25 protein-coding genes are annotated in these 26,159 nt (G+C 38.9%); 13 read left to right on the top strand and 12 right to left on the bottom strand.

Features of this window, described 5'->3' with window-relative positions; all coding sequences use genetic code 11:
- The first annotated feature begins 276 nt into the window (after positions 1–276).
- The 4 genes from bshA (at position 277) to B3E00_RS18120 (ending at position 3,907) form a co-directional block, all read left to right on the top strand.
- Positions 277–1,419: an N-acetyl-alpha-D-glucosaminyl L-malate synthase BshA gene (bshA, locus tag B3E00_RS18135; protein WP_209581770.1), complete on the top strand. Its 1,143-nt coding sequence runs from the start codon at positions 277–279 to the stop codon at positions 1,417–1,419.
- A gap of 74 nt (positions 1,420–1,493) precedes the next feature.
- The gene (pyrH, locus tag B3E00_RS18130; protein ID WP_075991132.1) at positions 1,494–2,198 is read left to right on the top strand and encodes a UMP kinase; all 705 of its coding nucleotides are present in this window, start codon (positions 1,494–1,496) and stop codon (positions 2,196–2,198) included.
- 28 nt (positions 2,199–2,226) lie between these two features.
- Positions 2,227–2,790, top strand: coding sequence for a ribosome recycling factor (gene frr / locus B3E00_RS18125; RefSeq protein WP_209581773.1), 564 nt, complete (start codon positions 2,227–2,229; stop codon positions 2,788–2,790).
- A gap of 412 nt (positions 2,791–3,202) precedes the next feature.
- The gene (locus B3E00_RS18120) at positions 3,203–3,907 is read left to right on the top strand and encodes a sugar phosphate isomerase/epimerase family protein (protein WP_293939588.1); all 705 of its coding nucleotides are present in this window, start codon (positions 3,203–3,205) and stop codon (positions 3,905–3,907) included.
- Between the two features lie 36 nt (positions 3,908–3,943).
- Here the strand turns inward: B3E00_RS18120 and purE are convergent, their stop codons facing one another.
- The 8 genes from purE to glyA form a co-directional block, all read right to left on the bottom strand.
- A complete protein-coding gene (gene purE, locus B3E00_RS18115) occupies positions 3,944–4,453 on the bottom strand; it encodes a 5-(carboxyamino)imidazole ribonucleotide mutase (protein ID WP_293939587.1) in 510 nt (169 codons plus the stop codon).
- Positions 4,454–4,461: 8 nt separating this feature from the next.
- Entirely contained in the window at positions 4,462–5,604 is a 1,143-nt protein-coding gene (locus B3E00_RS18110; protein ID WP_209578564.1) for a 5-(carboxyamino)imidazole ribonucleotide synthase, read from the bottom strand.
- 31 nt (positions 5,605–5,635) lie between these two features.
- Complete coding sequence (locus B3E00_RS18105) at positions 5,636–6,139, bottom strand: NADH-quinone oxidoreductase subunit B (protein WP_209578565.1); 504 nt, start codon at positions 6,137–6,139, stop codon at positions 5,636–5,638.
- A 2-nt stretch (positions 6,140–6,141) separates the two neighbouring features.
- Positions 6,142–6,735, bottom strand: a complete 594-nt coding sequence (locus tag B3E00_RS18100; protein ID WP_293879624.1) for an NADH-quinone oxidoreductase subunit A — start codon at positions 6,733–6,735, stop codon at positions 6,142–6,144.
- Positions 6,736–6,986: 251 nt separating this feature from the next.
- A complete protein-coding gene (gene ffh, locus B3E00_RS18095) occupies positions 6,987–8,327 on the bottom strand; it encodes a signal recognition particle protein (RefSeq protein ID WP_293879623.1) in 1,341 nt (446 codons plus the stop codon).
- A 131-nt stretch (positions 8,328–8,458) separates the two neighbouring features.
- Entirely contained in the window at positions 8,459–9,154 is a 696-nt protein-coding gene (locus B3E00_RS18090; RefSeq protein ID WP_209578567.1) for a zinc metallopeptidase, read from the bottom strand.
- Between the two features lie 393 nt (positions 9,155–9,547).
- Positions 9,548–10,144 carry an RNA polymerase sigma factor gene (locus tag B3E00_RS18085; protein WP_293939586.1) on the bottom strand — a complete coding sequence of 199 codons (597 nt, stop codon included), beginning with the start codon at positions 10,142–10,144 and terminating at the stop codon, positions 9,548–9,550.
- A gap of 518 nt (positions 10,145–10,662) precedes the next feature.
- Positions 10,663–11,934, bottom strand: a complete 1,272-nt coding sequence (gene glyA / locus B3E00_RS18080) for a serine hydroxymethyltransferase (RefSeq protein WP_209578569.1) — start codon at positions 11,932–11,934, stop codon at positions 10,663–10,665.
- A 285-nt stretch (positions 11,935–12,219) separates the two neighbouring features.
- Between glyA and B3E00_RS18075 the strand changes: the two genes are divergently transcribed.
- The 7 genes from B3E00_RS18075 to B3E00_RS18045 all read left to right on the top strand — a co-directional run bounded on the left by B3E00_RS18075 (position 12,220) and on the right by B3E00_RS18045 (position 19,961).
- Complete coding sequence (locus B3E00_RS18075) at positions 12,220–12,570, top strand: HesB/IscA family protein (RefSeq protein ID WP_046674047.1); 351 nt, start codon at positions 12,220–12,222, stop codon at positions 12,568–12,570.
- A 212-nt stretch (positions 12,571–12,782) separates the two neighbouring features.
- Entirely contained in the window at positions 12,783–16,196 is a 3,414-nt protein-coding gene (gene ileS / locus B3E00_RS18070) for an isoleucine--tRNA ligase (protein WP_293879621.1), read from the top strand.
- A 3-nt stretch (positions 16,197–16,199) separates the two neighbouring features.
- Complete coding sequence (locus tag B3E00_RS18065) at positions 16,200–16,586, top strand: TraR/DksA family transcriptional regulator (protein ID WP_046674049.1); 387 nt, start codon at positions 16,200–16,202, stop codon at positions 16,584–16,586.
- Between the two features lie 55 nt (positions 16,587–16,641).
- Entirely contained in the window at positions 16,642–17,292 is a 651-nt protein-coding gene (locus B3E00_RS18060; RefSeq protein WP_293879620.1) for a lipoprotein signal peptidase, read from the top strand.
- A gap of 85 nt (positions 17,293–17,377) precedes the next feature.
- On the top strand, positions 17,378–18,322 hold the full coding sequence (locus tag B3E00_RS18055) for a M20/M25/M40 family metallo-hydrolase (protein ID WP_293879619.1): 945 nt from the start codon (positions 17,378–17,380) through the stop codon (positions 18,320–18,322).
- 182 nt (positions 18,323–18,504) lie between these two features.
- The gene (locus tag B3E00_RS18050) at positions 18,505–19,419 is read left to right on the top strand and encodes an SDR family oxidoreductase (protein ID WP_293939585.1); all 915 of its coding nucleotides are present in this window, start codon (positions 18,505–18,507) and stop codon (positions 19,417–19,419) included.
- 14 nt (positions 19,420–19,433) lie between these two features.
- The gene (locus B3E00_RS18045) at positions 19,434–19,961 is read left to right on the top strand and encodes an acyl-CoA thioesterase (RefSeq protein ID WP_209578574.1); all 528 of its coding nucleotides are present in this window, start codon (positions 19,434–19,436) and stop codon (positions 19,959–19,961) included.
- A gap of 109 nt (positions 19,962–20,070) precedes the next feature.
- Here the strand turns inward: B3E00_RS18045 and B3E00_RS18040 are convergent, their stop codons facing one another.
- From B3E00_RS18040 to B3E00_RS18030, 3 genes are all read right to left on the bottom strand, one after another.
- Positions 20,071–20,478 carry an EVE domain-containing protein gene (locus B3E00_RS18040; RefSeq protein WP_293939584.1) on the bottom strand — a complete coding sequence of 136 codons (408 nt, stop codon included), beginning with the start codon at positions 20,476–20,478 and terminating at the stop codon, positions 20,071–20,073.
- Between the two features lie 30 nt (positions 20,479–20,508).
- Positions 20,509–20,859, bottom strand: a complete 351-nt coding sequence (gene gldC / locus B3E00_RS18035) for a gliding motility protein GldC (RefSeq protein WP_293939583.1) — start codon at positions 20,857–20,859, stop codon at positions 20,509–20,511.
- A gap of 361 nt (positions 20,860–21,220) precedes the next feature.
- Positions 21,221–22,591, bottom strand: coding sequence for a DEAD/DEAH box helicase (locus tag B3E00_RS18030; RefSeq protein ID WP_293879613.1), 1,371 nt, complete (start codon positions 22,589–22,591; stop codon positions 21,221–21,223).
- 176 nt (positions 22,592–22,767) lie between these two features.
- On the opposite strand from B3E00_RS18030, the gene B3E00_RS18025 reads away from it, so the two are divergent.
- Positions 22,768–24,906, top strand: coding sequence for a S46 family peptidase (locus tag B3E00_RS18025; RefSeq protein WP_293939581.1), 2,139 nt, complete (start codon positions 22,768–22,770; stop codon positions 24,904–24,906).
- 116 nt (positions 24,907–25,022) lie between these two features.
- Positions 25,023–25,202: a hypothetical protein gene (locus B3E00_RS18020; RefSeq protein WP_046674057.1), complete on the top strand. Its 180-nt coding sequence runs from the start codon at positions 25,023–25,025 to the stop codon at positions 25,200–25,202.
- 159 nt (positions 25,203–25,361) lie between these two features.
- Here the strand turns inward: B3E00_RS18020 and B3E00_RS18015 are convergent, their stop codons facing one another.
- Positions 25,362–26,150, bottom strand: a complete 789-nt coding sequence (locus B3E00_RS18015) for a GLPGLI family protein (protein ID WP_293879611.1) — start codon at positions 26,148–26,150, stop codon at positions 25,362–25,364.
- Between the last annotated feature and the right edge of the window lie 9 nt (positions 26,151–26,159).

Here is a 26,159-nt window from a genome sequence, read left to right as displayed (position 1 = left end):
TTACGCATAAATAGTCGAAATTTGCAGCACAAAATTTAGGAATAAGCATGCTAAATTTTTCATGTTTTCTTGAAATGATTGAAGAAGACAATCGTTAGACTAAAATTGCTTCTTCGTTGTCTGATGAATAAATGTACTAAATATGCGATAAACATCGCATGTGTTTAGACGAAAATAGTCGGAATACTAACATGAGGTTCACGTTAGCCTTTAAACAAAATTGAACAGTGCATACTAGAGATGCAGTTAAATATACGCTCAGACATAATTACGCAGATGAAAATAGGAATTGTTTGTTATCCCACCTTTGGTGGAAGTGGTGTAGTTGCAACCGAACTAGGAAAGGCTTTGGCCGCTAATGGACATGAGATCCATTTTATTACCTATCGACAACCTGCACGGCTGGATTTCTTTTCTGAAAACCTATACTACCATGAGGTAGCTGTTTCGCAATATCCGCTTTTTGACTTTCTACCCTATGAATCTGCATTAGCCAGCAAACTGGTAGATGTTGTTCGTTTCGAAAAGTTGGATTTGATCCACGTCCACTATGCAATCCCACATGCATCAGCGGCATTTATGGCAAAACAGATCTTGCTTACTACCTATGGCATTAATATTCCGGTAGTAACAACCTTACATGGCACAGATATTACACTTGTAGGTAAGGACAAGAGTTTTAGTCCCGTTGTTACATTCTCCATCAATCAATCAGATGGCGTAACTGCTGTATCACAGAATCTAAAAGATCAGACGCTGGGATACTTTGACATTACCCGCGACATCAAGGTGATCCCAAACTTTATTGATTTGGACAGGTTCAGCAATAAAGACCGTTCACATTTCAAAAAAGCCATTGCTCCGGGCAATGAACGGATATTGGTTCATACGTCCAACTTCAGAAAGGTTAAAAATACTGAAGATGTCATTCGTATTTTTAAGAAAGTACATGATGTAATCCCTTCGAAGCTCTTAATGGTAGGAGATGGTCCTGAGCGTCGAAACGCAGAAGAGCTTTCGAGAGAACTTAATGTATGTCAAGACATACGTTTCTTGGGTAAACAAGATGCAGTGGAAGAAATACTGTCTGTATCGGATCTTTTCCTAATGCCTTCAAGCTCGGAAAGCTTCGGACTCGCAGCACTAGAGGCCATGGCCTGTCAAGTTCCGGTGATTTCTTCCAATACCGGTGGTTTACCTGAGCTGAATGAAAATGGTGTAACTGGATTTCTCAGTGCGGTGGGCGATGTGGATGACATGGCAAAAAATGCAATCTATATTCTAGAAGATGGTGAGCGTCTAGATAAATTTAAAGAAGCAGCGTTAAATCATGCCAAAGAATTCCAATTGTCTAATATTATGCCTCTTTATGAGCAATATTACCAAAAAGTTATTAGTGAAACAATAAAACCACAATAAATATCACTTTAAGTCCTAGGGGATAAAAAAAATATTTTATCTTTGACCTTTGGAAAATTTCCAAAAAAACAATTATGAAATACAAACGTATCTTATTAAAACTTAGCGGTGAATCCTTAATGGGTGACCAAAGCTATGGTATCGATATTAACCGTGTATCACAATACGCTAATGATATCAAAGAAATTCACGATCAAGGTTTAGAAATTGCAATTGTTATCGGTGGCGGTAATATTTACCGTGGTTTAAGTGCTGAAAAATCAGGAATGGACCGTGTTCAAGCAGACTATATGGGCATGCTTGCCACAGTCATCAACAGCATGGCACTGCAGGATGCACTTGAGAAAGTTGGGAAAAAGACACGTTTGCTTACTGCGATCAAAATGGAGCAAATATGTGAGCCCTTTATTCGTAGAAGAGCCGTTCGCCACTTGGAAAAAGGCCGTATTGTTATTTTCGGAGCTGGTACTGGAAATCCCTACTTCACAACGGATACTGCTGCATCTTTACGTGCGATCGAAATCAATGCAGATGCAGTATTGAAAGGAACACGTGTAGATGGTATTTACACTGCTGATCCGGAAAAAGATCCTAGTGCAACAAAATTTGAGGAAATATCATTCACAGAGGTTTATGAGAAAGGATTAAATGTCATGGATATGACTGCCTTTACCCTTTGTCAAGAAAACAAATTACCAATCATCGTATTTGATATGAACAAACCAGGCAATTTATTAAAACTTGCTAATGGTGAACATGTTGGAACTGTGGTTAAATAATTTAAATCTGTTAAAAACGTAATCTTATATGAACGAACTAATTTCAATTGAATTGGACGATTGTAAAGACAAGATGTCCAAAGCAGTTGCTCACACCGAATCCGAATTAACTAAAATTCGTGCCGGTAAAGCTTCTCCATCTATGTTAGATGGTATTTCAGTAGACTATTATGGTAGCGCCACTCCACTTTCACAAGTGGCAAACATCAATACGACTGATGCACGGACTATTGTTATTCAGCCTTGGGAGAAATCGCTTATCAACGCAATTGAAAAATCTATCACAGACGCTAACCTAGGCATCAACCCGCAGAACGATGGTATCGTTATTCGTCTGAATGTTCCCCCTTTAACAGAAGAAAGGAGACGTGATCTAGTTAAGAAGGTAAAAGAAGAAACTGAAAGAGGCCGTATCGGTATTCGTAACATCCGTAAGGATGTCAATGAGTCCATCAAGAAATTGAAAAATGATGGTGCGTCAGAAGATGAAATTAAAACTGCCGAAGGTGAAGTCCAAAAGTTAACGGACGCATTCATTGTAAAAGTTGATAAATTGGCTGAACTAAAAGAAAAAGATATCATGACTGTTTAAGTCTTCCTACTTAAATAGAAAAAAGGTCTGAAAGTATTCAGACCTTTTTTTTTGTAAAGTCATCCGACACTAGTGATCCACCTTAACTCTCCAAAGACCATACTTATCCACTTATAAACTATTGCTTTCCAAATATTTAGTATTTTAAACTCAACGCATCTTTCAAAATATTCCTTGTTGCACCATTGATTTTTAAACAAATAATTGTACATTGTACACTAACAAGTAATCAATTATATGATGAACAATTCTCGCCGTCAATTTTTAAAGCAAGCTGGAATAGGTATTTCGGCAGCTTATCTGGTGCCCAACTTTATATCCTGTCAAAATAAAGCTGGGGCAATCAGCGACAATCCATTACAGAATATAGGCGTACAGCTTTATTCCATNNTGGAAATTGCCCTACAAAGAGTTGAAGAAAATATTGGATGACAATGGTCTCAAAACACATTCAGGTCATTACGACATGGCCAAATACCTGAGTAAAGTACATACAGACAAAGAGGACATAGCTGTTTATTTTGATGCGGCAAAAGAACTTGGTCAAGAATATGTAATTGCTCCTGTAACCCCGATGTTCGATCTTAACGCATTGAAAAAAGACGATTATCTCTATGCTGCGGAGCAATTGAATAAAGCTGGTGAGCAGGCTAAAAAATTAGGTTTAAATATAGCTTATCACAACCACTTCTGGGAATTCAGGGATCTTGGAAATAATACAACCGGAGAAGAGGTAATGCTTGCATTTACCGAGCCAGACCTGGTTGATTTTGAGTTAGACCTTTTCTGGGCAGAGAAAGCTGGTAAAAACCCGATAGCGCTCTTCGAAAAGTTTCCAAATCGTTTTAAACTGTGGCATGTCAAAGATATGGACAAAACAAAATCCAATCCTATTGAGTGGCCTAAAGATGGGAATTTGCCTATCGAGCAAATTTTCAAGGATATTAAGTATACTGAGGTGGGAACAGGCAGCATCAATTTCCCTGAAATTGTCAAAGAAAAAAACAAATCGGGACTTAAATATGCCTTTGTTGAACAGGATAATATTGATATGCCAAATAAAATGGAGAGCCTTAAAAAGAGCTATGACTATGTTCAAGCATATCTTACTAAATAAAGAAGGGNNCCCTTCTTTATTTAGTAAGATTTCAACTTAGAATTCTGTATCCTCTACTTGCACAGCTGTCTCAATTACTTTTCTCGCTAACTCTTCTTTATAATCAATAATATTATTGCCGATTACTTCATTACTTGTACCTAGAATCTGAGCGGCCAATATACCCGCATTCTTAGCTGCATTCAAAGCCACTGTCGCTACAGGAATGCCATTGGGCATCTGAAGGATAGAAAGCACAGAGTCCCATCCGTCAATTGAATTCGAAGATTTGACAGGTACCCCTATGACCGGTAAATGTGTAATAGAAGCCACCATTCCTGGTAAGTGTGCAGCTCCGCCTGCACCAGCAATAATAACTTTCAAACCACGAACTGCAGCATTTTTAGCGTAATCAAACATCCGCTGAGGTGTACGGTGTGCTGAAACAATCGTTACTTCAAACTCTACACCGAGGACTTTCAGAACATCGATAGCATCCTGCATGACCGGAAGATCCGATTTACTTCCCATGATAATGCCAACTTGGGCCTTATTATTGACTGACATAGTATTTTTTAAGCTTTAACTTTTAATATTTCTTGTACTTTTCTCGCATTGGAAATGGCTTTCTCCCGATCGTCATTGATAATACAGACATGCCCCATTTTACGGAAAGGCTTCGTATATTTCTTGCCATAGAGATGGATATATACACCTTCCATAGCAAGTACCTCTTCAACACCCTCATATTTAGCCAACCCTTCATAGCCCGCTTCACCCAATAGATTAATCATAACTGTATTCGTCCTGCAGCGCGTATCCCCCAGTGGTAGATTAAATATGGCTCTTAAATGTTGTGCAAATTGCGACACATAATTACCCTCAATGGTCTGATGGCCACTATTGTGTGGACGCGGAGCCAATTCATTAACTAAAATATCGCCGTTTTTTGTTAGAAACATCTCTACGGCCAATATTCCGACAATTTGTAGATCGTCTGCGATCTTCTTTGCAATCATCTCCGCTCGCTGTTGTATTTCCACACCATACAAAGAAGGAGCGATCAAAAATTCAACCAAATTTGCTTGTGGATTGAATTCCATTTCCACCATTGGAAAGGTAGAAACTTCTCCTTTATCATTCCGGGCAACAATAACAGCAATTTCCTTTTCAAAATCTACCCATTCTTCAATTAAACTTGGCTCCTCAAAAGCATCTTGAATATCTTGCTGTGTGACAATCTTCTTTACCCCCTTGCCATCATATCCGTCCCGACGTAATTTTTGGATATAAGGCAGGTTCAATGGAGCATTCATCATATTATCCTTATTGGATATCAATTGAAATGTAGATGTCGGTATATCATTTTGTTTAAAAAATTGCTTTTGTAAACCTTTATCCTGAATTAGACGAATGATACGTGATTGCGGATAAACGATCACTCCTTCACCTTCCAGCTTTTCCAGCGCATCAACGTTTACCTTCTCAATCTCGATCGTAATCATGTCCAAATCCTTACCGAAATTATAGACCGTTTCAAAATCGCCCAATGATCCACATTCAAATCTATTGCACAACTTGCGACAAGGAGCATTCTTATCGGGATCCAATACATGAACGTTTACATTGTAATTAATGGCTTCCTGGATTAACATTCTTCCCAGTTGTCCACCGCCAAGAATACCTAATTGCAGTTCGCCATAAAAATCTTTTGCCATAATTGATTTAAATCTTATAAATTTTATCTTTTTAAGCTTTCTCTTTGAACAACTGTTCTCCAAGTAAGCTTTCTTTGTCTATTTTCTTTTGCAATTCAATAAAAGCTCCGATCAGCGCCTCGGGCCGAGGTGGGCACCCTTGAACATACACATCTACAGGAATGATTTTATCCACTCCTTTGACGACATGATACCCATGTTGCCAATACGGGCCACCGCAATTTGAACATGACCCCATCGAAATAACATATTTGGGATCAGGCATTTGCTCATACAATTTCTTAATGCGATCAGCCATCTTGAAGGTGACTGTCCCGGCGATAATGATCACATCGGATTGCCGAGGAGAAGGTCTTGGAAAGACGCCCATCCGATCCAAATCGTAGGTAGATGCCATTGCTCCCATCATTTCTATGGCACAACAGGCAATACCGAAACTCATCGGCCACATGGACGACAGCCTTGCCCAGTTGAGTAAATCATCTAATTTGGCAACAATAACACCATCATTTTGCAATTGACTATCTAGACTCATGCTTATTCAGGTTTTTTAAATCGCGGTTTAAAAGCTGGCTTAGGAACAGAGACGACTTCGTTTGCCGTTACTACTTCTCCAACTACTGTTTCATCTGCTACCACTACATAATCGCGCAGCTGATATGTTTTACTATTTAAGCTCGCATAGGCGCTATCTGGAATACATACGGGGACTTTCGGCGGCGATACTTGCGGTTTAACCCATTCCAAATCCCCCTTCTTCCATACAAACACCAATCCTAGGATTAAAACACCAATAAACATGGCCATTTCGATCATAGTAAACCACCCCCATCTTTCATCTGCTGCAATATATTCCGATTGTCCAAATACAGTAGCCCATGGAAAAATAAAGATAAGCTCTACATCAAAAAGTAAAAAAACGAGGGCAATAACATAAAAGCGCGGATTAAACTGAACCCAAGATGAACCAATTGGTTCCTCTCCACATTCGTAAGTACCGGATTTTATCGGATTATTCTTTTTGGGAGAGATTAGACGTGCCAGAAAAATGGTCGCACAGACTAACAGCGCCCCTATCAGAAGAATGATAAGGATTTTGCCGTATTCCGATAATTGCGCGGGGTCATCCATAATGATTACAAATTTAACAAATATTTCGTTCACTCGGGTGAGGAACTTGAAATTACAAATTATTTCTTTAAAAACCGTTTGTATCCTACAAAATAAACAGAAGTATACCACAACATCCGCCTAATGCGGCTCACAATGTAATCACACAATCGGATGAATGAACAGCGTAATCATCCAAAAATTAAGGCACAAAAAAATAGGGTACCGTATTGATACGATGCCCCATTATGATGTAACTATTCTCTAAAAAATTACATTTTTCCCGGCATTTTGGGCATATTACGCATCAATTTAGCGGCCATCGCTGGATTAGACATCTGCTTCATGACTTTACGCATATCACCAAATTGTTTCAATAATTTATTCACTTCATTAATATCAGTACCTGATCCTTTTGCAATACGTAAACGACGTTTTTGATCAATGACATCTGGATTTTCACGTTCGAAGGGAGTCATAGAATCGATAATTGCTTCAATGGGTCTGAATGCATTATCATCGACTTCAATATCCTTCATTGCTTTACCGACACCTGGGATCATTCCCATAAGGTCTTTCATATTACCCATTTTCTTAATCTGTTGAATTTGGGATTTAAAATCGTTGAAATCGAATTTATTCTTACGGATTTTCTTTTGAAGTTCTGCAGCCTGTTTCTCGTCAAATTGCTGTTGCGCCCGCTCTACTAAGGACACGACATCACCCATTCCCAAAATACGGGAAGCCATACGATCCGGGTGGAATACATCCAGCGCATCCATCTTTTCACCCGTACCAATAAACTTAATAGGCTTATTCACGACAGATTTGATAGATAATGCCGCACCACCACGTGTATCTCCATCTAACTTAGTCAGGACTACTCCTGTAAAGTCTAAACGGTCATTAAATGTTTTTGCTGTATTAACTGCATCCTGACCAGTCATTGAATCCACAACAAATAAGATCTCATCAGGCTTTGTAGCTTCCTTAACAGCAGTAATTTCTACCATTAAAGGCTCATCTATTGCCAAACGACCAGCTGTATCAATAATTACAACATTGTTTCCATTACGTTTAGCTTCCTCAACACCGGCCTTTGCAATAGCAATAGGATCGTTAGATTCACGATTCACAAAAACTGGTACCCCCACTTGCTCTGCAAGTACTTCCAATTGATCGATCGCAGCGGGACGGTAAACATCACCGGCAACCAACAATGGTTTTTTATTTTTTTTATCTTTAAGATACAACGCCAACTTACCTGAAAACGTTGTTTTACCAGCACCATTCAATCCCGCAATTAAAATAACTGTTGGATTTTTCCCAGTTTCAAGCTCCGTAACAGACCCGCCCATCAAAGCAGTCAACTCATCGTTCATGATCTTTGTCAACAATTGGCCCGGCGATATACTTGTCAGTACATTTTCACCTAAAGCTTTTTGTTTAACATCGTCGGTAAAAGTCTTGGCAGTTTTATAATTCACATCGGCGTCCAACAACGCTTTACGAATTTCTTTCATCGTTTCTGCAACGTTGATCTCGGTAATACTACCTTGTCCTTTTAATACTTTAAAGGCCCTATCTAACTTATCTTGAAGATTTGAAAACATAAAATCTGAATCTTATTCTATATAAACAGCAAAGTTAAAAAAATTGTCTATAGTAACCTCATTAACACGCCATAAAAAATGCGACTATAAAAAATAATCGCATTTATGTAAAAAAAGTACACTACCTCTATTTAATCACTTCTACGGCCACCAAATAAAATTGAGGCATAATACAAAAGTGTCACCAACGCACTTAATGCCGCTACCACATACGTCATCGCTGCCCATTTCAAAGCATCTTTTGCCCCCTCATGCTCTTCTCCGTTGTAAGTCACGCCAGCATGGTTTAACCATTCCAATGCACGGTTTGAAGCATCAAACTCTACAGGTAAGGTGATAAAAGAAAATATAGTCGTAATAGCCAATGCGCCTACACCGACCGCTAAAAGCCATGGATTACCACCTTTAGAAAAAGCAAACAACATAACACCAAGCATCAACACCCAAGATGTCAGCTTGGAGGCAGCATTTACCATGGGCACCATTGCCGAACGAAATCCCAGCCATTTATAAGCTTTAGCATGCTGTACAGCGTGACCACATTCGTGCGCCGCTACTGCTGCAGCTGCAACACTACGACCACTGTAAACTTCGGGACTTAAATTCACGGTTTTATCTGACGGATTATAGTGATCTCCCAAACGGTCTGGGATAGATAATACCTTTACATCATATATACCGTTATCATTTAACATTTTTTGCGCAATCTCAGCTCCGGACATCCCATTATTCAATGGCATCTCAGCGTATTTCTTAAATTTGTTTTTGAATCTTGTTTGGACAATCAGGCTCACCACCATTATCCCAATGAATAAAATCAAGTACATAGCTATTTAATCGTTTTTATAGTTATTATATGACTATCAAACCTTATTCCAGTTCTTGAAAAAAGGCATTTACATAAACTTCTAAGATAAAAAAACTCTTTGACCTGACAAAAAGAACATATTCTTCTGATCTCCACATGACATATTTACCTCATGACTTTAAATAAGTTACCATCATATTAGGTTTCAACTAACCTCCTCGCGTTCTAACAATACACAAGAAGCCGTTCTTACAGTATGCCTTTCGGAAATAGACTAAATCAATTGGCGGGTAAAATTATACAACTAATGCTTTTTAAAAAACTACTTTTGCAGGCTGGAACTATAGCCGTATAATTGAGCAGAGGATAGAAAAAGGGGATAATAACTAAGGGCGATTAACGCCCTTAGTTATTACAAATACCCCATTTGTAATGTAAGATCAGTACCTTCGATCATCTTACGTAAATTACTCAGTGCGTAACGCATTCTTCCCAAAGCTGTATTGATACTTACTTCGGTGATTTCTGCGATATCTTTAAAGCTCATATCACAAAAGTGCCGCATAATGAGCACTTCTTTTTGATCATCGGGAAGCTTTTGAATCATTTTCTTGAGGTCCACATCGACCTGTTTTTTTAGCATCTTTGACTCAGCACTCTCGTCGCTAAATTCGAGAACCTCAAAAATATCAAACCCATCAGCATTTACAATATTCGGAGCACGCTTTGCCTTTCTAAAAAAGTCAACAATCATATTATGTGCTATACGGATAGCCCAAGGTAAAAACTTCCCTTCCTCATTATATTTACCTGATTTTAGTGTGTTAATGATTTTAATGAAAGTTTCTTGAAAAATATCTTCAGCAAGATATTCATCTTTCACTTTCATATATATAGAGGTATAAATTTTCGATTTATATCGATTCAACAATGCCTCTAGGCCAGACTCTTGGCCACCGACATACATTTGGATCAACTCTTGATCGCTTTTACTTTTTAAAAGTCTCATACGTCACTTACTTTTTTAGCAGTTCGCAAATAAATTATCAGTTCTGTGTTAAAATGTAAATGTTTGTCGTATAACCTATCCTTTCTTATTGTAAAACAATTAATTAATCACGAATCAAATTACAGCAAAATAAATGAGTAATCAAATTATTACATTTTATTTTAAGACTTTTTAACATTTAAAAATAAGTTTCCTCTCCCCATTTCCAAAACGCCGCTCTTACGGCAATTCCTCCACCACAAAACAAACTAAAAATAGCAGTAGCACATAAGAAGGACAACACGGTCCCAGTGCGTTATATAATTGGTACTTTGTAGGGAGCTAATAGGGACCTCATTCGGAATCCCTATAAGAACTGTTTAAAGTACGGCTCAGATAAGTATAAAATTCCTATGATAGGTTAAGTTGATAGGTACTTATATCGTAAACATGACATTGAGAATAGCTTTAGAAAAAGGAATAAAAAAGCGGAACCACCTTATCGGTAATTCCGCTTTTTTTATTCCTAGGGGAATGTCTTATTTATACAATGGGAATTCAGCCATCATTGCTCTTACTTTACCATGGATCAAATCCAGTTGGGCATCGTTAGATGCATTTTTCAATGCCTCATCGATCAATTCGCCGATCTGTATTATTTCATTTTCTTTAATACCACGTGTTGTAATGGCAGCTGTACCAAAACGTACCCCTGAAGTCACAAAAGGAGAACGTGTATCGAAAGGAACCATGTTTTTGTTTGTCGTGATACCTGCTTTGCCCAATACAGCCTCTGCTTCTTTACCAGAAATATCTTTGTTGCGAAGATCCACCAACATCAAGTGATTGTCTGTACCGCCAGAGATGATCTTGTAATCTCTTTCTACAAAGAATTGTGCCAATGCCGCTGCATTTTTCTTCACCTGAACGATATATTCCATATAATCATCAGATAAAGCCTCACCGTATGCGATTGCTTTCGCAGCAATGGTATGCTCCAAAGGACCACCTTGTGTACCTGGGAATACAGCCAGATCCAATAGTTGCGTAATTGTACGGATTTCACCTTTAGGTGTTTTGATACCCCAAGGATTCTCAAAATCTTTACCGACCATAATCATACCGCCACGTGGACCACGAAGCGTTTTGTGTGTCGTTGTCGTAACGATATGACAGTGTGGAAGTGGGTCGTTTAATAAACCACGCGCGATCAAACCAGCAGGGTGAGAAATATCAGCCATCACGATAGCTCCAATTTCGTCTGCAACTTTACGGATACGTGCATAGTCCCAATCACGAGAATACGCAGAAGCACCACAGATGATCATTTTAGGTTTTTCGCGAAGTGCTGTTTCTTCCAATTGCTCATAGTCGATTAAACCAGTATCTTCTTTTACACCATAAAATAATGGTTGATAGATCTTACCAGATAGGTTAGCTGGTGAACCATGTGTCAAGTGACCACCATGAGATAAATCAAGGCCTAAGATTTTGTCGCCAGGTTTGATGGTTGCCAAAAAAACAGCGGCATTTGCCTGTGCACCAGAGTGAGGTTGAACATTTACCCATTCTGCACCAAACAATTGCTTTGCGCGATCAATTGCGATGGTTTCAATCTCATCCACAACTTCACAACCTCCATAGTAACGTTTTCCTGGGAGGCCTTCTGCATATTTATTTGTCAACACTGAACCAGCAGCTTCCATCACTTGTTTTGAAACAAAGTTTTCTGAAGCAATTAATTCAATACCTTCTTCTTGGCGTTTAAGCTCATCAGCTATTAAATTAAAAATGGCTTGATCTCTTTCCATTGTTTTTAAATGTTGTAAAGTAAATTTTGTAGTTTATTTTAATGCCTCAAAGATAGCATATTCCATAAAGAATATCGACAAAAAGCCATATTTTATTAAATGTTCTTAGCGAAATCAACTTATTTATGCAAATTACCTAATTAGGCAAGGAACATTATACGGCACGATGGGCTAAATATGCACACGAAAAACTGAATGTTTCGAAAATGTCAAAAAATCCATATCAAGCGATTTGCCACTAAAAAAGTGTATTTTTGTATTGGATTGGCTAAAAAAATTATTATAATGAGTACAGAACATACAGCAGTTGCTCCTGTTTCGTTGACAGAAGGGGCAATCAAGGAACTGAATAAATTAAAGGATCAACAAGAAATCTCTGATGATTTTGGTTTACGCGTAGGTGTCGAAGGTGGCGGTTGTTCGGGAATGAGTTATATCTTGGGCTTTGATCAAAAAAAGGATGGTGATAACGAATACGAAATCCAAGGAATTCGCATCTTTATGAACAAAGCACATGGCTTATATCTTGCAGGTATGGAAATCGACTTTAAATCAGGGCTCGATGCACGGGGCTTCACATTCAATAATCCGAATGCAACCAGCACTTGCGGATGCGGAAGCAGCTTCTCTGCATAACAGCATTTATTGACGAATGAAATAATAAAGGGACTGCCATGGGTAGTCCCTTTGTTGTTGCAGCTGTCGCCATCCTATTTGCCATTTGACAGACGTTAGATGCTATAAAGTTCTCTGCAACTTAATGATATTACCACTACAAAGCCCTCTTTCATTTTCCATCATAAATCACTAAATTAGCGACCTTTAGAAAAGAAGCATACAACAGTCTGATGTACAAAGAATATAAGCAGTTAAATTTACCCGAGATAGGTAAAGAGATTTTGACCCGTTGGGAACAGGAAAAAATATTCGAAAAAAGTATCAATAACCGTCCTGAGAGCAAGACCTATACATTTTTTGAAGGTCCACCTTCTGCAAATGGAATGCCAGGGATTCACCACGTGATGGCCCGTACGATTAAGGATATTTTCTGCCGTTACAAGACTTTGAAAGGCTACCAAGTGAAACGAAAAGGCGGCTGGGACACCCATGGCCTGCCCATTGAACTTGCGGTCGAAAAAGCTCTTGGTATCACTAAAGAGGATATCGGTAAAAAAATCACCGTAAAACAATATAATGATGCCTGCCGTAAGGAAGTAATGAAATATACCGATGTATGGAATGACCTAACTACCAAAATGGGCTATTGGGTTGACCTTGAACATCCTTATATTACTTACAAAAATGAGTATATCGAAACCTTATGGTATTTATTGAAAGAGCTTTACAAGAAAGGTCTTTTGTATAAAGGTTACACGATACAGCCATATTCCCCTGCCGCAGGTACTGGATTGAGTTCACATGAACTTAACCAACCAGGCACCTATAAAGATGTGAAGGATACGACCATCGTTGCCGAATTTAGACTGATCAAAAGTCAGCTTCATCCAGCGATAGAAAAGTTAGTTGACGATGAAGCCGAAGATGTCGCTTTTATCGCCTGGACGACCACACCATGGACTTTACCATCCAACACGGCTTTGGTTGTAGGCAAGAAAATAAACTATGTTAAGGTTAAAACTTTCAATAAATATACCGGCGCTCCTGTATCTGTTATATTGGCGAAAGATTTAATCGGTAAGCATTTTAAAGCAGAAGGAGAAAATGCATCCTTCCAGGACTATAAATTGGGCGACAAAGTAATTCCTTGGGAACTTGCCGCTGAATTTGTAGGTGAAGAGCTTGTAGGCCTGCGCTATGAGCAATTGTTGCCTTATATCACCAACGAGGACTTACAAGAAAATGCCTTCCGCGTTATCCCAGGTGATTTTGTCACCACCGAAGATGGTACTGGTATTGTCCACGCTGCTCCTACTTATGGTGCGGACGACTTTCGTGTAGCGAAAGAACATGGTGTACCGGGCATCTTGGTAAAAGATGAAAATGGAAAAGAAGTTCCTACCGTTGACCGTACGGGCCGTTTTGTAAGTGAAATTACAGATTTTGCCGGAAGATTTGTTAAAGAGGAATATTATAGTCCAGAGGAACGTTCAAAAGAAGATTTTAAACCAACGGATGTATTGATCTCTATCAAATTAAAAGAGGACAATAAAGCCTTCGATGTTAAAAAATATGAGCACACCTACCCACACTGTTGGCGTACAGACAAACCCGTTCTATACTATCCATTAGATAGCTGGTTTATTCGCACAACCGCAGTGAAGGAAGATTTGGTTGCATTAAATAAGACCATCAACTGGAAACCTGAAGCAACTGGTACAGGACGTTTTGGTAACTGGCTGGAAAACCTGGTAGACTGGAACCTCTCACGCTCGCGTTACTGGGGAACTCCACTTCCTATCTGGCGTTCAGAAGACGAAAATGAAGAGGTCTGTATAGGCTCCTTACCTGAATTAAAATCCTTATTGGAAGTTTCTTTGACCTCAGCTATTTTGTCTGATGAAGAAAAAGCAAAAAACAAAGCTTACTTGGATAAGTTTGGCACAGAACAATTGGATTTACATCGTCCCTATGTGGATGACATCGTTCTTGTTTCCGACGCTGGCCAAAAGTTGTTCCGTGAACCTGACTTAATCGACGTCTGGTTTGATTCGGGAGCAATGCCTTATGCACAATGGGGATTGGATCACGAAAAATTAGCTAAAGGGGAAGAGTTTCCTTTTAAAGCTGGATTTGATCATGCCTACCCTGCAGACTTTATTGCTGAAGGAGTTGATCAAACACGGGGTTGGTTCTTTACCTTGCATGCGATTTCAACGATGATGTACAAATCGGTTTCGTTCAAAAATGTAGTTTCCAACGGCTTGGTATTGGATAAAAATGGTAACAAGATGTCCAAACGCTTAGGCAACGGTGTTGATCCATTCTCGACAATCGATCAATACAGTGCAGACGCGACTCGCTGGTATATGATCAGTAATGCCGCGCCTTGGGACAATCTTAAATTCAATATGGAAGGCTTAGATGAAGTCCGTCGTAAATTCTTTGGTACTTTATATAATACCTACGCCTTTTTTGCATTGTATGCCAATATCGATAAGTTCTCGTATTCAGAACCAGATATTGCTTTGGAAAAACGTCCTGAAATTGACCGTTGGATTATCTCCTTATTAAATTCCTTGACAAAACAAGTAGACGAATACTTGGCTGATTACGAGCCTACAAAAGCCGCACGAGCTATCCAAAACTTTGTTGATGAACATCTCAGCAACTGGTATGTTCGGCTTTGCCGTCGTCGCTTCTGGAAGGGCGATTACTCAGAAGATAAAATTTCTGCTTATCAAACACTTTATACCTGTCTTAATACGATAGCGAAATTGATGTCGCCAATATCGCCATTTTTTTCGGATCGGTTATTCTTGGATTTGAATGCAGCCACGAACAAGGAGCAGGTTGAGTCTGTGCACTTAGCCAATTTCCCAGTATACAACGAGATTTTGGTCGATAAAGAATTGGAAGAACGTATGTCTTTAGCACAAGACATCTCCTCTTTGACACTTTCGCTGCGTAAGAAGACCTCCATCAATGTACGTCAACCATTAAATAAAATTTTGGTTCCGGTACTTGATAGTGCTTTCCAAGAGAAGGTAGAAAAAGTGAAAGATCTAATACTTTCTGAGACCAATATTAAAGATATCGAGTTCATAACAGATACTACTGGTATTATCAAGAAAAAAATAAAACCAAATTTCAAAGCTCTTGGCTCGAAAGTTGGTAAGGATATGAAGTTAGTTTCTTCGTCTATCCAATCGTTGACTATAGATCAAATTAGCACGTTGGAATCAACAGGCGAATTAGCCCTAACAGGCACGCCATATACGATTCTACTGAGCGATGTAGAAATTATAGCTGAAGACGTTGAGGGATGGCAGGTAGCAAATTTAGGCAAATTGACCGTAGCATTAGATATATATATTACTGAAGAATTGAAAAAAGAAGGTCTATCAAGAGAACTGATTAACCGTCTACAAAATCTAAGGAAAGAAAAGGGATTGGAAGTAACGGATAGAATTAACGTAAAGTTAACAGCTGCTACTGAAGTGATCAATGCTGCCAACGAAAATTTATCGTATATTTGCACCGAAATTCTGGCCGATTCATTGGTATTTGAAGATTCACTAACTGAAGGAGAGACCATCGAGATCGATGGCAAAGAACTTAAGGCATTAATCCAAAAAAATTAAATTATGGCAAACAACAACGAGAAAACACGCTATAGCGATTCAGAATTACAAGAATTCAAAGATATTATCCTAGACAAGCTTAGAATAGCAAAAGAAGAGCTTTCCTCGTTGACCGCAACGCTTAATAACAGTAATGCTAATGGTACTGACGATACTGCTGGAACGTACAAAACATTGGAAGACGGTTCAGCTACTTTAGAAAAAGAGCAAACTAATCAGCTGGCTGCTCGTCAAAAGAAATTTATCGACAACCTTGAAGCAGCGTTGGTGCGCATCGAGAACAAAACGTATGGTATCTGTAGAGAAACAGGAAAACTGATTCAAAAAGAACGTTTGAAAGCTGTTCCACATACGACTCTGAGCATCGAAGCGAAAAACAAACAATATTAATTTTAGGCATTAAATATATGGTCTTTGCTTAGGCAAAGACCATTTTTATAACACAATGAAGGGTTATACAAAACCGATCGCACTTATTGTCGCGATTCTTTTAATAGATCAATTGTCGAAGATCTGGGTTAAGCTAACCATGACAATTGGGCAAAGCCACCATATCTTGGGCAAATTTTTCCAGATTCATTTTATTGAAAATAATGGAATGGCTTACGGCATGGAATTTGGCGGCGATTATGGCAAATTGTTTTTGACGGTATTTCGCATTCTTGCCGTAGCAGGGATTGGATACGGCCTACATTACATGATCAAGAATAAATATAATCGAGGCTTTATCTTAAATGTGGCCTTAATTCTTGCTGGTGCGCTTGGAAATATCATAGATTCTGCTTTTTATGGTGTGATCTTTAGTGAAAGCACCTGGTATGATAAAGCGAGTCTATTTCCGGCAGGAGGTGGATATTCATCCTTTCTTCATGGAAAAGTAGTTGATATGCTTTACTTTCCTTTGATTCAGGGCAACTTCCCTTCCTGGGTGCCGTTTTGGGGCGGTGAAGAATTCTTGTTCTTCCGACCTGTATTCAACATTGCAGACTCTGCGATTTCTGTAGGGGTTATTTTGATTCTTTTATTTCAAAAACGGTATTTTAAAACGGAAAAAGAAGAGAAATCGAGCATCCATAGTGAAATCGTTGAAGATTAACGAAATATCCCTAAAGCCTTGTTAATCTCAAGGCTTTTATTTTTGTATATATAATACGCGAAACTACTTAAACATTGCTATTAACATGAAAAACATCAGCCTACTTCTGATACTCTGCTGCTTAATCGGAATCAAAACGGCGCAGGCACAACAGATTGAAGTTTCCAACTTAAAAAAACATATCTACTTCCTCGCCGACGACAAAATGAAAGGCAGGGGAACAGGCAGTAAGGAAGTATTTAAAGCCGCAGATTACATTGAAAAGGAATTTAAAAAATACAAACTTCAGCCCAAAGGTGAAAAAGGGTATCGCCAATCCTTCAAGGCGAAAGTATGGAAAGTAAAAGTTGATGACAGCATTCGTCAGGCAGATAATATCATTGGTTTTATTGATAATGGCGCAGCTTTAACTGTGGTTATAGGCGCACATTACGATCATCTTGGAACAGGCCGCCAAGGAAGTTCAAAAGATTCCTTAGGGGTAGGCAAAATACATAACGGAGCCGACGATAATGCTTCTGGCACTGCTGGCTTATTAGAGCTCGCACGTTATTTCAGCAGCAACAATAAAAAAGAAGCCTACAACTTACTGTTTATTGCTTTCGGCGCAGAAGAACTGGGCTTAGTTGGTTCTAAATATTTTACGGAACACCCTACCCTACCCTTGGAAAAAATCACAGCCATGCTCAATATGGATATGATTGGTCGCTATAATCCCAGCAATGGTCTCGCTGTAATCGGTTACGGAACAAGTAGCCAATGGCCAGCGATATTCGAAGATATTCAGGCACCTATAAAATTTAATCTAAGCCGGGATGGGAATGGCGGCTCTGACCAGACTTCATTCTACAAAAAGAATATACCGGTATTGTTTTTCCATACGGGCGGACACCCAGACTACCATATGCCGACTGATGATGCCGATAAAATCGATTACAACGCTTTAAAATCCATATTAGATCTTGAAAAAACAGTAGTTGAAAATATTATGAAACAATCCAATAAAATGGATTTTGTATGGACCAATTAAACAATAAAAAGCGGACTGACGTTTAGCGAAATGTGACACTTTAACTTTTTGTCTGCACAAATGCTACATCACGAATAGATAAGCCGCTTTGTAGATATACACAAATAAACTAAACAGCGCACTTGAGATAGCGTAAATGAGTCTCTATGAACAGGTGCTTGGATATCATTTAATTATTGTTGATGAAAAAAATTCTAGTGACAGGATCCAATGGATTCCTTGGTCAAAAAGTCGTTGATTTACTTGCTAGCAATGACAAATATGATGTTGTTGCTCTTTCAAAAGGTCCAAACCGAAACCCGAATCAAGCGGATTACGCTTTCTTTCAAGTAGACTTATTGGACCGTACACAGTTAACAGATTTTTTGTCTGCGCAAACTTTTGATACAATTGTCCATACTGCAGCCATGACGAGTGTAGAAGCTTGTGAAGCAGATCAAGCGACTTGTCAATTGCTTAATGTCGATCTTGTTGGCTATCTCGGCGCCTATTGTGCTGAGCAACAAACACAATTGATTCACTTATCTACAGACTTTGTTTTTGATGGGAAAAAAAATGCACCTTACATTGAAACAGATCTTCCCAATCCGCAAAGTCAATATGGCAAGAGTAAATATGCTTCCGAACAAGTGCTTGCGCAGTCTGGCTGTAAATATGCTATCCTACGGACGATATTAGTCTACGGAATCAATGCTGACCCCAACCGTTCCAATCTTGTATTATGGGCTAAAAGTAAGTTGTCACAAAATGAGCCCATAAAAGTAGTCAATGACCAATGGAGAATGCCTACCTTTGTGGATGATTTGGCTTATGCTTGTCAACTCGCAATTGACCGAGAGGCGCAGGGAATGTTTCACATTTCAGGTGCTGAGCTGATGTCAATCCATGAGGCTGTCTACCAAATTGCGGACTACTGGCAGCTAGATAAAGGATTGATTTCGGAGATCAGCGCTGCCAGCATTGGACAGGCAGAAAACAGGCCACGGCAGACAGGCTTTGATCTGACTAGATCTAACGCTGAATTGGGTTATGTGCCGACGTCATTTACGGATGCTTTGGCTAGCATAGATAATCAATTCAAAACATTTGGACGATAATGACAAATAATGATATGATAGAGAAATTTGCGCGAGAGTCATACACCGAGATGAACGAATTGGTATTACCCAACGATACCAATACATTTGGAAATTTGATGGGTGGCCGTTTATTGTATTGGATGGATATCTGTTCGGCTATTGCTGCTCAAAAACACTGTAGCAATGTCGTCGTAACAGTATCTGTTGACAATGTATCTTTTAAGCGCTCCATTAAACTGGGTGAGGTCGTCACGATACAAGCTCAAGTAACACGCGCGTTTAATAGTTCTTTGGAAGTACGCATGGAAATTTTCGCATCTAATTTACCGGAAGGCACCCGTGTAAAAACAAACGAAGCCTATTATACCTTTGTTGCTGTTGATTCGGATAATAATCCTAAAGCGGTACCGCTATTAATTCCAGAAACAGATTCAGAACGCAAAGCATATGAAGATGCATTACAGCGAAGAGAACTGCGTCTCATTCTTGCAGGGAAATTAAAGCCGGAAAATGCAAAAAAATTACAAGCATTGGTCAACCTTTTTAGCCAAAAGAACTGATGCCTAACTTTGTTTGTTCACATACTGTTTAAAAAAGCAAAAGGGAAAACGCAACGTTTTCCCTTTTTTAATTATATCGCATATGTTGGTCTTGTTCATTCGCGATAGCCTACGCGTTGCCAAGTGCCAAAATTCGATCAAACTCTTCAGGTTTAAGCGGCATAACAGACAAACGTCCCTGTCTCACCAAGGCGATATCCTGCAACTGCTCATCTGCCTTAATAGTTTCTAGTGTAACTGAGGTACTCAGTGTCTCTACAGGTTCCAGATCAACTACAACCCACCGCTCATCATCTGTTGTTGGATCTTGATAAAATTCCTTTACTACTTTGGCTACACCCACAACTTCCTTTCCTTCATTGCTATGGTAGAATAGAACCAGATCCCCTTCTTTCATCGCTTTGATATTATTCCTAGCTTGATAATTGCGGACACCATCCCAGAAGGTGCGTCCATCTTTATTAAATTGCTCCCAGCTATATTTAAATGGTTCAGATTTTACTAAGAAGTACTGCATGGTCAAATTTTATTATTAAACGTTATAAACCTACTGTTGCGGCATTAAAACTTCCATTTTATCGGCAAAATGCGCACAGTAGTCACGTAGGTCACCAATAACTTTGTCCGCCATCGGATCGCCTCCTGAAGAACGGATAAAAGAGTCTCCCAATGTTTGCAAAGTCTCATAGAAAAAACGCTTCATCTCATCATAGGGCATATCTTTAGTCCAAAGGTCGATACGCATTGAATTCTTATAATGTGAATCCCATAAGGCTAGAAACATGGCTTTTGCAGGTAACTCCTCTGCACTATTGCCATCTGTAGACGACCACATGATATTTTCAGGCACGTTGTTTTCATCTAATTCTACCTGTAGTTTTATTTCAGCTTTTTTCATCTTAAATATTATTTGAACTATTTATATTGAGCTATGTTTCGTAATATGGTGATATTCTCCAATAATTCAAGACATAACCTGTCTATTATTTTTAATTTGATTTCTTACGCAAAAGTTACTTTGACAATTAAACTGGTCACACAAACAACTACCAAAAAAGCTAATTGTAATAACCACATCTTTTTATTTTGCTTTACAAAGACCCTAAATGCGATATCAACTAGGGTGAATATCAGCAACAGTAGGATAAATGCACCCCAAGTAAACAGCGCCTTTTCATCAGCGGAATTTTCCATGACAAACCAGGCAACAAGGCTTGCACTAGCGATATTTAGTGGAGTAAAGCGCACGAAGTAATAAATTAGCGTTTTTTAAAATTACGATTAGTTCCTCCCGATTTTCCGCCTGCAGACTTACTTTTACTTTTTGCTTTTGGTTTAAATCCGGAAGCGCGCTGTGCATCTCGGACCTCTTTCTGTTTGATAACATATTTTTTCTCGTGAAAAGCACCCTGAAAATCTGGATTGTCTTTTCGCTTCTGATTGTCAATCTCGCGCGCAATGTCTTGTTTTTCATGAAAAGGTGTTTTCTCTATAAAGACATCTTCAGGGATTGGATATACAGGTATACTTTGCTTGATTAACTTTTCTATCTTACGAACGTAATACTTCTCAGCCTCATTACAAAACGTAATTGCATCACCTTCATTAAAGGCGCGTCCAGTGCGTCCAATACGGTGCACATAGTCTTCAATAACAATAGGGACTTCAAAATTAATCACATGGCTCACATTCGAAACATCAAGCCCACGCGCAGCGACATCAGTCGCGACCAAAATACGAACATTTCCTTCCTTGAATGCATTGATAGAATTGATACGTGTATTCTGACCTTTATTGGCATGAATAACACGAACCTCATCTTTACCATATTTACGCTCCAAAAAGTGGAAGACGTTGTCCGCAACTTGCTTTGTTTTACAGAAAACAATCAATCGGCTAAAGGCTTCATCATCTTTCAGAAGATGCTGAAGTAAATTCAATTTTGTCTTTTGGTTGGGAACAACATACAATGCCTGACTAACTGTCTTTGCTGGTGTGGCTTGTTCTGACACCTCAATTACGGTCGGGAACGCTAAGAAATCACCTGCTATTTTCCGTACGAGTTCACTCATGGTAGCCGAAAACAATAAGTTTTGACGTTTGCGGGGTACGATTTCCAAAACGCGATGGATTTTACTAATAAAGCCCATATCCATCATTTTATCTGCTTCGTCTAAGACCAAAAACTTGAGCGATTTGACAACAATATGCCCCTCGAGATACAGGTCTAAAAATCTACCTGGTGTCGCCACGATTATATCTATTCCTTTTTCGAGCGTCTCTATCTGAGTTTTTGGTCCTAATCCGCCATAGAGAACCACTGAACGCAAATCGAGATAAGTAGAAAATAGTTTGATATTTTCGTCTATCTGCATGGCTAGCTCTCTTGTCGGTGTTAAAATCAACGCCCGTGCATCACTTCCTTGAGCATACTTTAGCTTCATCAGCATAGGCAGAACAAACGCCGCCGTCTTTCCAGTTCCCGTTTGAGCGATTCCCATCACATCCTGTCCGGCCAATATGGGGGTAATTGCCTTTTCTTGGATTTCGGTCGGGTGTTGATACCCCGCCTCCGCTATCGCATTTAAGATCTGTTTATTGAATTTAAAATTTTCAAATGATTGCTGCATCTTGCAAAGATAAGGAAAAGAGTCCATTTGGCTTTCCTTGGCGATCAATACCACACACATTTACTTTTAATTGACATAAAAATTGGCGAAAAGCACATTATAAAGTCTAATATTTTGGTTTTTAAGAGAATTAAAGCATTTTTGTACTGTATAAACAAACTTTTTATCAGGTTGATATGAAAAAATTATGGATGTGTTTGTTGTTCATAACAACAGGCTTTACTGCATTTGCCGACGAAGGGATGTGGTTTTTAATGTATTTGAAGCGTCTGAATGAGTCAGATATGCAGAAAAAAGGACTTCGTTTAAGTGCCGAAGAAATCTACAGCATTAACAACTCTAGTCTAAAAGATGCAATTGTACAATTCAACGGCGGATGTACAGCAGAAATCGTTTCAGACCAAGGCTTGGTATTTACTAACCACCATTGTGGATATGGTGCCATTGCCGAACTTTCTACGCCGGAAAATGATCATTTGACAAATGGCTTTTGGGCCAAATCCAAATCTGAGGAACTAAAGCCAAAATCTCTGTCGGTTCGCTTTTTTGTTCGTATGGATGATGTTTCCAAGCGAATCTTAGGTCTGGTGAACAACAAAATGTCTGAATATGAACGTAAAAAGATCATCGCAGCTGAGACGGCTAAAATCCAAAAGGAAAATAGCGAAAACGGGAAGTACGTAGTTGAGGTAAAATCATTCTACCAAGGCAACGAGTACTATTATTTTGTATACCAAGATTACAATGACGTTCGGTTGGTAGGAACCCCTCCAAATAGCATTGGAAAATTTGGTGGTGATACCGATAACTGGGAATGGCCACGTCATACTGGTGACTTCTCAATTTTCCGTGTCTACGCTGATAAGAATGGGAATCCAGCAGAGTATGCACAAGACAATGTTCCTTTGAAACCTAAGCATTTCCTTCCTGTAAGCTTAAAAGGTGTTCAAGAAGGAGATTTTGCGATGATTTTAGGTTACCCTGGTCGTACAAACCGTTGGATGCCTTCAGGAGGGATCAATCAGAATGTGAAATTCGCCTATCCAGCCTGGGTAGAAGCGTCTAAAACTGGTATGGATGCGATGAAAAAATTTATGGATCAAGATCAAGCGGTCAAATTGAACTACGCGTCTAAATACTCTCAAGTAGCGAATTACTGGAAAAATCGTCAAGGGATGATTGACGCTTTGACATTGCATAAAACGGCGGAAGCAAAAGCAAAAGACGAGGCTAAATTTGACAAATGGGCCAATAAAACTGCAAATAAAGCCGAATATGGTGATGTCATCAAGACAATCAATGAGTTTTATGCAGCAACGAACGATAAAGCTAGACATGACAACTATTTAATGGGCATGTTGCGTTCCAGTGCGATTGCAGCTCTTCCCTATTCAATCGGATCCGGATTGGAAGTATATACTGCTGGAGACGAAGCGCAAAGGAATGCAATTCTCCCACGTTTAAAATCTGCCATAGATGCGGGTTATGAAAAGATGTACATGCCTCTTGAAGAGCAAGTATTGATTGACGAATTGAACCTGTATGCTAAAAAGGCTGGAAATATAGCACCATATATTGCAGAATTGGCAGCTAAGAACAATGGCGACTTTACAGCTTTTGTCAAAGAAGCTGTGAAGAACAGCATCTTCGCTTCGGCTGAACGCCTGAACAATTACTTGGACACTCCGAATGCTGAAATCTTGGCAAATGACCCATTGTATAAACTTTCTTCAGCTTTACTCAATAGATATCGTCAAACCGATCCTAACTGGAAAATCCAGGACGACAAATTTGAAGCTGCTTATCGTAAGTATGTTGCCGGGGTATTGGCCTCGAATCCAAAAGGTAAATTCTATCCGGATGCCAACAGTACTTTACGGTTAACTTACGGTTCGATAAAAGGCTTACCAAACGATCCGCGTAACGATGCTGACAAGAACTTTTACACGACATTAAAAGGTACCATTGCAAAGTACAAAAAAGGTGATGAGGAGTTTGATTTACCACAACGTTTAATTGACCTGTATAATAATAAGGACTATGGTCGCTATGCGGACAAAAAAGGATATTTACCAGTAAACTTCCTAAGTGACAACGATATAACAGGCGGAAACTCCGGGTCGCCAGTAATAAATGGTAATGGCGAATTAATTGGCCTAGCTTTTGATGGTAATATTGAAGCAATGGCTGGTGATGTAATCTTTGACCATAAGCTACAACGTACAATTTCAGTGGATATTCGTTATGTATTATTTATCATCGATAAATTTGCAGGGGCGACCAACATTATTGACGAACTAAAGATTGTTGAATAGTTTTTTCAGCTTTTTCGAATAAAAAAAACGAAATTTATTTTCTATTTGATTCGTTTTTGTATATTTAAGGAGTGTTTAGGAAAAACCATAAAAACTAAAATTATAATTATAAAAAAATGGAAAACTACGTAAAATTAAAAGAGTTAGTAGCTTCTATCGAAGCTGATGCAGACAAGTTCTTCAACAATGGTAATTCTGCAGCTGGTACACGTGTACGTAAAGGATTACAAGAAATCAAAACTTTAGCACAAGAAATTCGTAACGAAGTAACTGCTAAGAAAAACGACGGAAAATAGTCTTTTTCGGAGTTAACATAAAAAAGGCCTTTCAAATGAAAGGCCTTTTTTTAGAAGTCTGCAGTCTCTCTTAGACCTTTTCCCCTCCATCGTTTTTACTTTGTATTACAAGTTAGCTGACAAAAAGGTAATTATTATTGGAACAGCATTTTGCAATGTTTATAAATTGCCAAGTTCCATAATAAATTGAACAGTTTCTTTATTCATGTGCTCAGATAGTACACTTGTAAACTGATCGGTCATCGCCTTTCTTGACAAACGTTTCACTTTAGTGTTCTCTAACTTCTTTTTATCCATCACAACGGTGTTACTAAATTCGACTTTTGTTGCAAAATAGGAAACGTGCTGACTTGGCACCACTAACCCTAAAATCATCCCAGGCAGACCATTGATAGATTCGGGACCGCCGCTGATGGGAATTTCATTGCAATAGTAGCCAATGACATAAATAGAGTCTGGTGTAATACCATTGGCCCTCCTACAATTATACCCTGCAATCTCGCGATACTCATCTGTGATTTTCCACTTGATACGCTTCATCGAGTCCTGAACGATGATTTTCTCACCTACTATATCGTTATATCTCAAAAACGATCGGTTAAGCATATTGGAAAGTGTTGTTGCATCAAAATCCAATGCAAGCATCATAATGTACTGTTTAATCTCAGCGTCCAGCCCATCATCTTTTATAGATTCAAATAAAGTCTCTGTAGTATTGAATTTCAGAGATTTCTTCAATATCGCACTTTCCGGCAACCTAGGTACTATACGCTCAAAAAACTGCTTTGAGTTATTATCGGCCTTACTGATAAATTTTTTAGTCACGATATTCTTCATGTACATCGTTTTGTCGTAGGAAATAGTCCCAGCTCGTCCAAATAGCACGTACTGTGCTTTTAAACCTAGGGCAGAACAACAGAAAAGGAGAAAAAAGATATATTTTAACATTGTATCTTG

It is taken from the genome of Sphingobacterium sp. UBA5996 (genome assembly GCF_002429765.1).
In the GTDB taxonomy this organism is placed as follows: Bacteria; Bacteroidota; Bacteroidia; order Sphingobacteriales; family Sphingobacteriaceae; genus Sphingobacterium.
This window is presented reverse-complemented; position numbering and strand designations above follow the sequence as displayed.